At 44.0% G+C, this 11,985-nt stretch carries 11 protein-coding genes; 7 read left to right on the top strand and 4 right to left on the bottom strand.

The window, feature by feature from the left end:
• The first annotated feature begins 257 nt into the window (after window positions 1-257).
• The 6 genes from hprK to GVJ38_RS01340 all read left to right on the top strand — a co-directional run bounded on the left by hprK (window position 258) and on the right by GVJ38_RS01340 (window position 5,443).
• The gene (gene hprK / locus GVJ38_RS01365; RefSeq protein ID WP_159721368.1) at window positions 258-1,196 is read left to right on the top strand and encodes an HPr(Ser) kinase/phosphatase; all 939 of its coding nucleotides are present in this window, start codon (window positions 258-260) and stop codon (window positions 1,194-1,196) included.
• Between the two features lie 4 nt (window positions 1,197-1,200).
• The gene (gene lgt / locus GVJ38_RS01360) at window positions 1,201-2,028 is read left to right on the top strand and encodes a prolipoprotein diacylglyceryl transferase (protein WP_159721367.1); all 828 of its coding nucleotides are present in this window, start codon (window positions 1,201-1,203) and stop codon (window positions 2,026-2,028) included.
• 146 nt (window positions 2,029-2,174) lie between these two features.
• Entirely contained in the window at window positions 2,175-3,194 is a 1,020-nt protein-coding gene (locus tag GVJ38_RS01355; RefSeq protein WP_159721366.1) for an NAD(P)H-dependent glycerol-3-phosphate dehydrogenase, read from the top strand.
• A gap of 19 nt (window positions 3,195-3,213) precedes the next feature.
• Window positions 3,214-4,131 (top strand): UTP--glucose-1-phosphate uridylyltransferase GalU, encoded by a 918-nt coding sequence (gene galU, locus GVJ38_RS01350; protein ID WP_159721374.1) that lies wholly within the window; start codon window positions 3,214-3,216, stop codon window positions 4,129-4,131.
• A 254-nt stretch (window positions 4,132-4,385) separates the two neighbouring features.
• Window positions 4,386-4,826 (top strand): DUF948 domain-containing protein, encoded by a 441-nt coding sequence (locus GVJ38_RS01345; protein ID WP_159721365.1) that lies wholly within the window; start codon window positions 4,386-4,388, stop codon window positions 4,824-4,826.
• Between the two features lie 14 nt (window positions 4,827-4,840).
• Entirely contained in the window at window positions 4,841-5,443 is a 603-nt protein-coding gene (locus GVJ38_RS01340) for a YtxH domain-containing protein (RefSeq protein WP_159721364.1), read from the top strand.
• Between the two features lie 77 nt (window positions 5,444-5,520).
• Here the strand turns inward: GVJ38_RS01340 and GVJ38_RS01335 are convergent, their stop codons facing one another.
• Window positions 5,521-6,147, bottom strand: a complete 627-nt coding sequence (locus GVJ38_RS01335) for a pentapeptide repeat-containing protein (RefSeq protein WP_159721363.1) — start codon at window positions 6,145-6,147, stop codon at window positions 5,521-5,523.
• A gap of 107 nt (window positions 6,148-6,254) precedes the next feature.
• A complete protein-coding gene (locus tag GVJ38_RS01330; protein ID WP_159721362.1) occupies window positions 6,255-7,355 on the bottom strand; it encodes a M24 family metallopeptidase in 1,101 nt (366 codons plus the stop codon).
• A gap of 196 nt (window positions 7,356-7,551) precedes the next feature.
• Here GVJ38_RS01330 and ccpA point away from each other — a divergent pair, with 196 nt between their 5' ends.
• On the top strand, window positions 7,552-8,553 hold the full coding sequence (gene ccpA, locus GVJ38_RS01325) for a catabolite control protein A (RefSeq protein WP_159721361.1): 1,002 nt from the start codon (window positions 7,552-7,554) through the stop codon (window positions 8,551-8,553).
• A 63-nt stretch (window positions 8,554-8,616) separates the two neighbouring features.
• Here the strand turns inward: ccpA and GVJ38_RS01320 are convergent, their stop codons facing one another.
• Window positions 8,617-9,189 carry a helix-turn-helix domain-containing protein gene (locus GVJ38_RS01320; protein WP_159721360.1) on the bottom strand — a complete coding sequence of 191 codons (573 nt, stop codon included), beginning with the start codon at window positions 9,187-9,189 and terminating at the stop codon, window positions 8,617-8,619.
• Between the two features lie 178 nt (window positions 9,190-9,367).
• A complete protein-coding gene (locus tag GVJ38_RS01315; protein ID WP_159721359.1) occupies window positions 9,368-11,887 on the bottom strand; it encodes a transglycosylase domain-containing protein in 2,520 nt (839 codons plus the stop codon).
• Between the last annotated feature and the right edge of the window lie 98 nt (window positions 11,888-11,985).

Raw genomic sequence — 11,985 nt, 5'->3', positions numbered from 1 at the left:
TCTTTTAGAATCAGCGAGTAGAAGTGGTGCGGAAGGGAGACCTTTCAGAGGGCCTTTTAGGCCGTGGCCGGTAATAGAGGCTTTCAGCCGAAGAGCAAACCACCCGTTCACACGGGTGGTTTTGATTGGAGTAAAGCGGTTGAGACTTACAAACTATTTTTTTAGCTAGATCGCAAGGAGACTGACAGCTGTCCTAGTAACTTGCAAGTGAAAATGATAAAATAAGAGACAAATCGAGGAGAAAAGAGGAATTTTTGATGTCAGAAACGGTCAAAGTCAAAGAACTCGTTGATAAACTTTCATTAGATGTTTTGACCGGTGATAGTAAAAGCTTGGAGCGTTTGATCAAAACGGGCGATATTTCGCGACCAGGTTTAGAATTGACCGGTTATTTCAATTATTATTCCCATGATCGTTTACAACTTTTTGGAAATAAAGAGATCACGTTTGCGGAACGGATGATCCCAGAAGAACGTTTGATGGTGATGCGGCGGATGTGCAGTGAAGATACGCCAGCGTTTATCGTCTCGCGGGGGCTCGTGCCGCCAAAAGAAATGATTCAAGCTGCCAGTGAATACAATATTCCTGTGCTAGGTTCACCGATTGCGACGTCGCGCTTGTTAGGCGAGTTGTCGAGCTTTTTGAATGGCAGTTTAGCACCGCGGACGAGTGTGCATGGCGTGTTAGTCGATGTGTATGGTCTAGGTGTCTTGATCCAAGGTGATAGTGGGATCGGGAAAAGTGAGACGGCGTTAGAATTAGTGAAGCGTGGCCACCGCTTGATCGCCGATGATCGAGTGGATGTCTACCAACAAGATGAATTGACATTGGTTGGGGAACCACCGAAAATTTTGCAGCATTTGATCGAGATCCGCGGAGTCGGGATCATCGATGTAATGGATCTGTTTGGGGCGAGTGCGGTTCGCGGCTCGATGCCGGTTCAACTCGTCGTGTATTTAGAAAACTGGGAAAAAGGCAAAAAATACGACCGTCTAGGCAGTGCCAATACTTTTGTCGAAATCGCGGAAGTTAAGATCCCGCAAGTTAAGATCCCAGTGAAGACCGGGCGAAATGTCGCCATCATCATTGAAGTTGCTGCGATGAATTTCCGCGCGAAATCAATGGGGTATGACGCGACGAAAACTTTTGAGAGTCGTTTGACGAACTTGATCGAGGAAAATTCAGAAAAAGGGTGAGTAGATGTTGGCAATGATTAATCGGGTCGCCTTTGAATTTTTCGGCTTACCGATCTATTGGTATGCCATCATCATCGTCTCTGGCATCGCGATTGGCTTATGGTTAGCCAATCGCGAAAGCTTGCGAGTCGGGTTAAAAGAAGATGACATTTCAAATTATATGTTGTGGGCGCTGCCACTTGCGATCGTGGGAGCCCGACTTTATTATGTGTTGTTCGATCTCAAGCCGTATTTAGCCGATCCGATCCAGATTTTTAATACTCGCAGTGGCGGGTTAGCGATCTATGGCGGCTTGATCGCGGCGTTGATCGTCTTGATCGTGTATACGCGGCGTAATTTTATCGATCCATGGTTGTTTTTAGATGTCTGTGCGCCCAGTGTGATCTTAGCGCAAGCGATCGGTCGCTGGGGCAATTTCATGAATCATGAAGCGTTCGGCGGTAAGACCACCGAAGCTTTTTTAAATCGGTTGCACTTACCTCAGTTCATCATTCAAAATATGCGGATCGAAGGTTTCTATCGGCAGCCGACTTTTCTATATGAATCTAGTTGGAACTTCGTCGGCTTTTTATTGCTGATTTTTTTGCGAAAGTATACCCAGCTGTTCAAAGAAGGCGAGCTCTTTTTGAGTTATGTCGTTTGGTATAGCTTTGGTCGCTTTTTCATTGAAGGGATGCGGACGGACAGTTTGTATTTGTTTGCAAACTTGCGGGTGTCGCAACTGTTGTCATTTGGTTTGTTTTTCGGCGGACTAGTTTTGATCTGGCTTCGGCGGCGTAAAAATGTGAAGAATTATCGGAGAAGTTTAGGAAAGAATGAAGCGCTTTTGTAATCATTGCCTAAAAAAAATCAAGTGTGTTATGATGAAAAAGCGAGAGAGCGTAACAGAAACAGCTTTTGTTACGGCATTTAATTAAAGAAGTGAGCCTCAGTTTAAATGCTCACGTAACAGGAACCACATCAAAGGAGGAGCTACGCGTGAAACAAAAAGTTGCAGTCTTAGGACCGGGTTCGTGGGGGACGGCACTGGCACAAGTCTTAGCCGAAAATGGCCATGAAGTAAGGATCTGGGGGAATAACCCCGCCCAGATCGATGAGATCAACACGTATCATACGAATCGCCATTATTTACCGGACTTAAAGATCCCCGAAAGTATCGTAGCGACGAAAGAATTAAAAGCTGCGATCAAAGATGTCGACGCTGTTTTATTTGTAGTACCGACTAAAGCGATCCGTGCAGTAGCGCAACAATTCAGCGCAATCGTCGAAAATAAACCGGTGGTGATCCATGCCAGCAAAGGCTTGGAACAAGAAACCCATAAACGGATCTCAGAAGTGTTGAAAGAAGAGATCCCCGAAGCAAAACGCCAAGGAATTGTGGTGCTTTCTGGACCAAGCCACGCCGAAGAAGTCGCCGTGCATGACATCACAACGATCACGGCAGCCAGTCGCGATGAAAAGTTAGCGCTATACGTGCAAAAATTATTCATGAATGATTATTTGCGAATCTATACGAATGACGATGTGATTGGTGTGGAAACCGGTGCTGCGTTAAAAAATATCATCGCAATCGGTGCCGGTGCACTTCACGGTTTAGGTTATGGCGACGATGCCAAAGCGGCGATCATGACGCGCGGTTTAGCTGAGATCAGTCGGCTAGGGGTGGCGATGGGAGCTAACCCATTGACCTTTATTGGGCTGTCGGGCGTTGGTGATTTGATCGTCACGTGTACATCAGTCCATTCGCGGAACTGGCGCGCGGGAAATTTATTAGGAAAAGGTCACAAATTGCCGGAAGTCTTAGACAATATGGGCATGATCGTGGAAGGTGTGGCAACGACTAAAGCAGCTAAAGAACTTTCGGAACAGATGAATGTTTCGATGCCGATCACCGAAACGATCTATGATGTGTTATACAATGGCAAAGAAGTCAAACAAGCGTGCACGGATCTGATGACTAGAGAAGGCACCAATGAAAATGAATTCACTTTAAAATAGCGGAAGGGCAGGGATGACGATGTGTTGTGAAAAAGTTAGAAAAGCGGTGATCCCGGCAGCCGGCCTAGGTACGCGATTTTTACCAGCGACCAAAGCGATGGCCAAAGAAATGCTGCCGATTGTCGATAAACCAACGATTCAATTTATCGTAGAAGAAGCACTTAAATCAGGGATCGAAGATATTTTGATCGTGACGGGTAAAGCGAAACGGCCGATCGAAGACCATTTCGATGCGAATATCGAATTGGAAATGAATTTAAAAGAAAAGGGTAAGACTGATTTGTTGAAATTAGTCGAAGAGACGACCGATGTCAATCTACATTTCATTCGGCAATCACACCCCCGTGGCTTAGGCGATGCAGTCTTACAAGCCCGTGCGTTTGTTGGAAATGAACCGTTTGTTGTCATGCTGGGCGATGATTTGATGGAAGACAACGTGCCGCTGACCAAACAATTGATGAATGATTATGATAAGACGCATGCGGCGACGATCGCGGTGATGCGCGTACCCCACGAAGAAACGTCAAAATATGGGATCATTAATCCTGGTGAAGAAGTGGAAAAAGGCGTATTCAATGTCAAAAACTTCGTGGAAAAACCAGCACCAGAAAAAGCTCCAAGTAATTTGGCGATCATCGGCCGCTACTTGTTGACCCCAGAAATTTTTGAGATCTTAGCTACGCAACAACCAGGAGCCGGCAATGAGATTCAATTGACTGATGCGATTGATCGTTTGAACAAAACGCAACGGGTCTTCGCCCATGAATTTACCGGCAAACGTTTCGATGTTGGGGACAAATTTGGTTTCATGACTACCAGTATCGAATATGGCTTGCATCATCCTGAGATCAAAGACCAATTGCGAAACTACATCATTGAGACTGGAAAAAAATTAGCGGCGGAAGCTCCAGAAGCTAAACCGAAAAAAAATAAATAAGCACAGCTCTAGACTTGCTCGAAGGCTGTGTAGCACAAAAACTCACTATTTTGATCAAAATAGTGAGTTTTTGTTATATAACTTTTGCTTTGTTAGTGGTGTTTCAAAAAATAAATGACCAGCAAGGTTTTACGAGTTGTTTTTTCAGCTTCCGCAAGGGTTTACTTTTGTGATTTTCATTAGAAATGATATAATAATAGTCAGAATAAGAGGATTATTTTTTGAAATCATATAAATCCTGAAGGAGTGATCAGATGAGTGGAGGGGAAATCGCTGCGTTGATTGCGGCAATCGCCTTTGTAGTGTTAGTTATTTTTATCGTGCGTTTGCTGATGCAAGTCTCAAAGACGATGTCAAAAGTCGATACGACGGTCAAAGAAGCGAACAACACGATCGATGTTTTGACGAAAGATGTCGATGTTTTGATGCACCAAGTGGAAGGTCTGCTCGTTAAAAGCAATCATTTATTAAATGATGTCAATGGGAAAGTCGAGACGATCGACCCGTTGTTCCAAGCGGTCGCTGACTTAAGTGAGAGCGTGACCGATCTGAATTCAGCTAGTCGAGGGCTCATTGGCAAAGTTGGCTCAGTCGGCAAAGGCAAATCAAAAGTCAAAGTCGCAGGAAAAGTCGGCCAGTCTACGATCAAATATTTTAAAGGCCGGAAGCAGACCGCTAATCAAACAAACTTATAGGAGGGATCAGTAAGATGGGTAAAAAAACAGGTGGATTTTTAGCAGGAGCAATGATCGGTGGGGTTGCAGCCGCAGCCGCAGCATTATTGTTTGCACCAAAATCAGGGAAAGAACTACGAGATGATCTAGCTAGCAAGACCGATGATTTGAAAGATCAAGCTTCAAGTTATACAGAAGATCTAAAATCAAAAGGTAGCGAAGTCGGTTCAGTGGTGAAAGATCGCGCCAGCAATATCCAAAGTCAAGCGAGTGACTTAGCTTCTTCTGTCAAAGAAAAAGCGAGCAACACAGCCGGAAACGTCAAAGGGATCAAAGACGATGCCAAAGATGATTTGAAAGATCAAACGAGTGAATTATCAGATCGTTTCCGCAAAGCTGCTGACGATGTCAAAGATGAAGTGATCGATGAGTCAGATGATATCGTAATCGATGCTAAAGAAGCAAAAGAAGACATGCAACACGAAGTCAACGCGGGTAAAGCTGAGGTCAAAGACAAAGTTGATCCTAACGACAAGGCTGCCGATAAAGCGGACGCCAAAGCTGAAAAAGTCGAAGCGAAAATCGAAGAACTAAAAGAAAATGTTGAACAAAACAATCCTGATTCAATGGAAAAATAAAGTTATGAACAACATCAGCCCCTCACAGCCGAAGTGTTTGCTGTGAGGGGCTGATGTTTTACGTTTGAAAATGTAGTTTACAATTTGATCACTAATCCTAGTCCGCGAGCGAAGACGAGCGCTTGTTCCGGTGTAACGATGGCGCCTTTTAATTGTTCTTGGCTGACTGCGATCGCGTCAAACTGATTACTGGAAAAATCTAATTGCGCCAGTTTAGTAGCTGACCAATTACTGCGGGTCAATTCACAATGTTGTAGCGTGAGATCTTTCCAGCGGCTGTGATAAAATTCTGCTTCTGTCAGCCGACAAGTTTCAAAGGCGGTAACGTTTAGATTCGTCTGGCTAAAAGAAGTAAAATCTGCGACACAATCTGTAAAACGACAGTCACGTAAATAACTTTCCGCGAAGTTAGCGCCGGTCAATTTGCATTGATCGAACCACACTTGGTGGAGACTAGCACCCAGTAGTTCTAAATTCGAAAAATCACATTGGCGAAAAATCACGTTACTGGCTTCAAAGCGTTCTAAGCGCGACTTTTGCAAAGTCACACGTTTTAAGAGGGCATCGTGCAAAACTAAATTTCGACACGTCAAGTAACTGTAATCAAAATTTTCGGCTGCTAGTTGTTCGAACAACGCTTCGTCTTCCAAATAAAAATCTGTTTGAATTGGTGGGGTGAGGAGTGGAGCAAGTGGTTGTTTCATCGGATCATCCTTTCAAAAACAAGTATAACAAAAAAAGAAACGGCTTGCGCTTAGTCGATTGCTAAGAACAAGCCGTTTGAGTTTTAAGCGTTGCTCGCTTACTCATTTTATAAAACGATTAATTCTTTTGGTGTTTTAGTGAATGGAATGCAGCCGTCTTTTGTTACATAGACACAGTCTTCAATCCGGACACCCACATCGTTTGGCAAATAGATCCCTGGTTCGATCGAGAAGCACATACCTTCTTTGATCTCCATGTCATTGCCGGCAACGATCGAAGGAAATTCGTGGATCGTCGTCCCGATTCCGTGGCCTAAACGGTGATTGAAGTATTCACCGTAGCCGTAGCCTTCGATAACATCGCGAGCGATCTTGTCTAATTGCGCGGCAGTGATGCCCGGTTTGATCGCAGCTTGGGCTTTCATTTGCGCTTCATAGACGATCTCAAAGATTTTTTTCCGGTGGTCTGATGGTTTGCCGCATGCTACCGTCCGAGTAGCGTCAGAACAGTAGCCGTTGACGATCGTCCCAAGGTCAAATAAAACTAATTCATTTTCTTTGACTGTGTTTTTACCTGGAGAACCGTGGGGGCTAGCAGCATTTGGTCCGGCTAAAACTTCAGTTGGGAAGGACATTTGTTTGATCCCTTGTTTTTTCAATTCATATTCGATTTCTGCGACGATCGTTTCTTCTGTCACGCCGGGTTTGACTAATTTAAAACCGATCTCAAAGGCTAAGTCAGCAGTGGAGCCGGCTTGGATCAATTTTTGACATTCTTCTTCAGTCTTATATAGTTGAAGTTGTTGGATCAGTGGCGTCATATCTGCAGAAAAATCAGTTCCCGTAAACGCATCGACTAATTTTTGGTAGCGATCTAAGACGAGCTGGCCCTTTTCTAATGCCATTTTTTTCGGTGCACCGTAGCGTTTTTTGATCTCTTCGACGATGATCTTCCAAGGATCTTCACTATCTAAGTAGCCGATGACGTCATATTCCCATGAGCTGGCTTTGGCATCTTCAACTTCAAGGCCCGGTGCGAATAGGAATGGCTCTTTTTCTAGTGGAATGAATAAAGCTAAGATGCGTTCCATTGGATTTGACTCAAAGCCGGAAAAATAACCGATATGGCTTGGGTCTGAGATGTAAGCGAGCTCGACTCCGTTTTTTTCCATCCAATTGCGTAATTCTTTGACTTTTTCTTGATTCATGAGAACCCTTCTTTCCATTTGATCTAGATTTATTGTAACACTAGTGTTTATTTCTTCAAACTAATATCTGAAACGCTTCCAAAAAAAACTCTTAAGTTAGATAAAAACGGTTGCAATGCAAGAAAGGAAATGCTATTATCTTTAGGAAATGTAAATGACTTTTTCTGAAAACAAGAAAAAAGACGGGGGAAAGATAATGGAAAAACAAACAATTACAATTTATGATGTTGCCCGTGAAGCAAATGTTTCAATGGCAACTGTTTCGCGAGTGGTCAATGGCAATCCAAATGTCAAACCAACGACGCGTAAAAAAGTGCTGGAAGTGATCGATCGCTTAGATTATCGACCAAATGCGGTAGCGCGAGGACTAGCTAGCAAAAAAACGACGACGGTCGGGGTGATCATCCCGGATGTCAGCAATATGTTTTTTGCTTCATTGGCCCGCGGGATCGATGACATTGCGACGATGTATAAGTATAATATTATCTTAGCTAATTCAGATGGTGAGACGCAAAAAGAAGTCAACGTCTTGAATAATTTGTTAGCGAAACAAGTCGATGGCGTGATCTTCATGGGTCATCGCATTACCGATGAAGTGCGGGCTGAATTTTCACGTTCAAAAACGCCGATCGTCTTAGCTGGTTCGATCGATCCAGATGCGCAAGTCGGTAGTGTCAACATTGATTACGCGGCAGCGGCCAAAGAAGCGGTGGATTTGTTAGCTAAACATGGCAATCAAAAAGTTGCGTTTGTCAGCGGCGCGTTGATCGATGAAATCAATGGGCAAGAACGGATGGGCGGTTATAAAGCAGCCTTGACTGAAAATGATTTGACGTATAATGAAGGCTTAGTGTTTGAAGCAAGCTACAATTTCAAAGACGGTTTGAATTTAGTCGATCGTTTATTGAACAGTGGTGCGACAGCGGCTTACGTGACGGACGATGAATTAGCGATCGGGATCTTAGATGGTTTATTAGACAAAGGGATCAAAGTTCCTGAAGATTTCGAGATCATCACCAGCAATGATTCATTGTTAACTGAAGTGGCGCGTCCTCGGTTGACCTCGATCACACAACCGTTATATGACATCGGTGCGGTTGCGATGCGTCTGTTAACGAAGATGATGAACAAAGAAGAAGTCGAAGAAAAAACGATCTTACTTCCTCATGGCATCGACGAAAAAGGAACGACCAAATAAAAATATGACTAAAAAAATGTGCCCCGTTTTGAAACGGCGGCACATTTTTTAGTGGCGACTGATCTAGGTGGCAACCCAAAAGATCCAGAAACTAAATAGACTTAACGCAGCGACGATCAGCATGATGAGGCAGGCAGCCCCGATTTTTTTCCAATCGATTCCAGTCGGTGATTTTCTAGCGGGAAGTGTTCGCCCTTCATAAAAAGCCACGATCTCAGCGTACGTTTTTAAGTCATTATTTTTTTTGAACTGCTCCAATTTGAACGCTGCGAACATGGAAACGAGAAAGATCGGAAAGACGAGGGCTAAGCCGCCACCTAAGCCAAAAGTTAAAACCGCCGGCACACCCGCTAAACTTTCTGCTACGATCGCTATGATCATCACCCACGTCCAGATGTTCATTTCCTGCTTACTTTTAATTTTTTTCTTCATGCTGTCCACGTCTCCTTTGACTAATTCATCTAACGAAACGTTGAATAAGACACTCAGCAACAATAAATTCGCCACATCGGGATAGCTGCGTTCATTTTCCCAGTTGGAGATCGTCTGGCGCGAGACATAAATTTTTTCGGCTAATTCCGTTTGGGAAAATCCTGCCTGTTCCCGAAGTTTTTTGATTTGTTGTGGTAGTTGCATCGTCAACGCTCCTTTAACTTTAATTTAAGTGAATTAGTCAGCCGTGACTAGCTAAAGTCTTGGACATTACTGGTTTGGCGGTGTCAAAACATTTTGACACTTGTAAAATCAGCGATCGTACTGAGGTTTCGTCACGAGTTTACAAAAAATAGAGCCGCGAGTGGGCTCTATTTTTTGCTTATTGACCATAGTTGTATTGATTGTATTGGTTGTATTGGTTGTTGTACTGATTATTGTTGGATTGATTATTGTTGTACTGATTCGTGTTTTGATTTTGGTTCGTGTTCGTCTCCGTATCGTCATCGTCTTCCTCATCATTGCTGGAAGTCCGATTGCTCGTTTTGCGGCTACTGCTGCTTTGATTGCGTTTCGCCCAATAATCGCGATAATCATCGGAGGTGCCTCCGATCCCAAATTCATAGGCATTTGCTCCTGGACCATCTTTCGCCCAGTAAGACGTTTTTTCTTTACCTGGATCAGAGTAGCTAGAGCCAGTATCCGTCGTGACGGTTTTTGGTTGCAGTTGCAAACCGGTAAAGGAAGAGACTTTTGATTTTTGGACATCGTCGGTGAGTTTGAATTTCTCATCGGTCTTGAAAATATCCGGATCAACGCTATAGATGCGACCGGCTAAGTACGCCATAAAATTCGCAGTTCGCGTGCCGGCATTATCATCCATCGGTTTGTTATCATCGCGCCCAGTCCAACCGCCTAATGTAATTCCTGGAGTTGAGACGACTAACCAGTTATCGACGTAGTTATCTGTCGTCCCAGTTTTTCCGACCCAATCTGCAGTGCTTAGCGGATAACTGACACCGCTCAACAAACTTTTGAAAGGCGTCGTTTTTTCTTCGTCAATCACACTGCGCATCAAATTGTTCATAATCGAAGCTGTGGCCGGTGAGTAAACTTGGACCGGATTAGCTTTGTGTTTGTAAATTTCTTTTCCGGTACTGTCAGTGATGGAGTCGATCACATAACCTTCTTGATACACACCGCCGTTTGCCAAGGCTTGGAACCCGTTGACTTGGGTCGCCGTCGTCATGTCGGTCGTTCCTAGCGGTGCGGCTTCAACGCCCCAGTCATGGGAAGCGGGATAATTCATTTTCTTCAAATAATTATTGTAGACGAACTGATCAGAGCCGCCGCCTTTTTTCTCCAATAGATCTTGGTAGACATGATAGGCAGGGATGTTGGTTGATTCTTCTAGGGCTTCGCGAACAGTTTGGAAAGTTTTAGAACCTTTGTTTTCTGCATTTTCCAATTGCTTACCAGCATTTTCGCCCCGTTTGTAACGCATCGGATAATCCGCGACTCGGGTTTCAGAACCGATCAAGCCTTGGTCGATCGCTGGACCATAAACTAAGATCGGTTTGATGGAAGAGCCAGCTTGACGTTTCGTGTCAAAGGCGTGATTGTTTTGGTTTTTATTATAATTTCGACTGCCGATGAAACCTAAAATTTTTCCGGTCTGATTGTCCATTAAGACATTCCCGGTTTCCGTCGTCTCACTGGAACTGTCATCGAGGTAATCGCCAGCTTCAGAGACAGCCAGCTGCATCGCGTCATGAACATCCTTGTTGATCGTTGAGTGGACTTGCAGCCCTTGGTTTTGCATTTTTGTTTTTGCTAGTTCGACATACCGGTTGTAAACAGGCGTCGTGTTGAAATCTTTTGCGCTGACTTTATCTTCATCGGCCAATTGTTTGGCAATGATGTCGACCGCTTGATTGAAGACGGTGTAATACAAGAAACCGTGTTTTTCACTTTGACGTTCTTCCCGTGATTGAAAATCTTTTGATAGATCGTATTGCTTAGCTTCATCGTATTGTTTTTTAGTGATCCGCTTTTGACGATACATGTTGAACAATACATTATCTTTCCGATCCATCCCGATCGAATAATCATCTTTCAAATCCCCCGTGCTTGTGTAAGGCGTGTAGACGATCGGGCTTTGAGGGAGACCGGCGATAAAAGCAGCTTGCGGTAAATTCAAATCAGCTGCGTGGATGCCGAACAATCCGACTGCCGCTTCTTCTACCCCCGCAATGTTTTGGCCTTTGTTGTTGCGACCAAATGGTGAGATGTTTAAATACGCGGTCAAGATCTCATCTTTAGATAAATATTTTTCCACGTCTAACGCTAGTAAGATCTCATTGGCTTTTCGTTTAAAAGAAGTCTCACTGGTCAACACTTGCTGTTTGACTAACTGCTGGGTCAAGGTTGAACCCCCAGAGCCTGCGCCAAAACCAACTAGTTCGCCTAACAACGCGCGGACGACCGCTTTTGGTACGACACCGTGGTGCTTATAAAAGTATTCATCTTCAGTCGAGACGATTGCTTTTTTGACCCAAGGCGAGATCTCGTCAGATTTGACTTTGTCACGGACCGGATCAGATGTGATCGAAGCGATCGTGCGATTGTCAGCGTACAACAACTTAGATGATTCTGCGACGTCGCCGACTTTTTGTTTGATTTCTTTTTTCGTCGGTGTCGGCGTTCCTTCCACTAAACAAGCAAAATAACCCGTACCGATCCCAGCAACTAACATACCACCTAAAAATAAAGTGACGATAAAAACCAACAGCAGTGACTTGATGACTTTTAACGCGACGTTGATATGAAAAACTGGACCCAAACGCGTAGCCGGTGTCGGGGTAGTCCGTTTCTTTTTATTCGATTTTTTTTCGTGACTCAAAAGGTTCACCTCATACTTCTAATTCATTATCTGTTGAATTATAACAAAAACTATCTTCTATCTACAAGCGCCTCAATCATTTGTAATGAAAACTTCAA

The organism is Enterococcus sp. CSURQ0835 (assembly GCF_902706605.1).
In the GTDB taxonomy this organism is placed as follows: domain Bacteria; phylum Bacillota; class Bacilli; order Lactobacillales; family Enterococcaceae; genus Enterococcus_A.
Note: the sequence above shows the minus strand (reverse complement) of the source record. Positions and strands in the feature narration are given on the sequence as shown.

Coding starts and splice junctions, on each gene's coding strand:
- hprK (WP_159721368.1), top strand. CDS start 258: ATGTCAGAAACGGTCAAAGTCAAAGAACTCGTTGATAAACTTTCATTA.
- lgt (WP_159721367.1), top strand. CDS start 1,201: ATGTTGGCAATGATTAATCGGGTCGCCTTTGAATTTTTCGGCTTACCG.
- galU (WP_159721374.1), top strand. CDS start 3,214: ATGTGTTGTGAAAAAGTTAGAAAAGCGGTGATCCCGGCAGCCGGCCTA.
- GVJ38_RS01345 (WP_159721365.1), top strand. CDS start 4,386: ATGAGTGGAGGGGAAATCGCTGCGTTGATTGCGGCAATCGCCTTTGTA.
- GVJ38_RS01340 (WP_159721364.1), top strand. CDS start 4,841: ATGGGTAAAAAAACAGGTGGATTTTTAGCAGGAGCAATGATCGGTGGG.
- GVJ38_RS01335 (WP_159721363.1), bottom strand. CDS start 6,147: ATGAAACAACCACTTGCTCCACTCCTCACCCCACCAATTCAAACAGAT.
- GVJ38_RS01330 (WP_159721362.1), bottom strand. CDS start 7,355: ATGAATCAAGAAAAAGTCAAAGAATTACGCAATTGGATGGAAAAAAAC.
- ccpA (WP_159721361.1), top strand. CDS start 7,552: ATGGAAAAACAAACAATTACAATTTATGATGTTGCCCGTGAAGCAAAT.
- GVJ38_RS01320 (WP_159721360.1), bottom strand. CDS start 9,189: ATGCAACTACCACAACAAATCAAAAAACTTCGGGAACAGGCAGGATTT.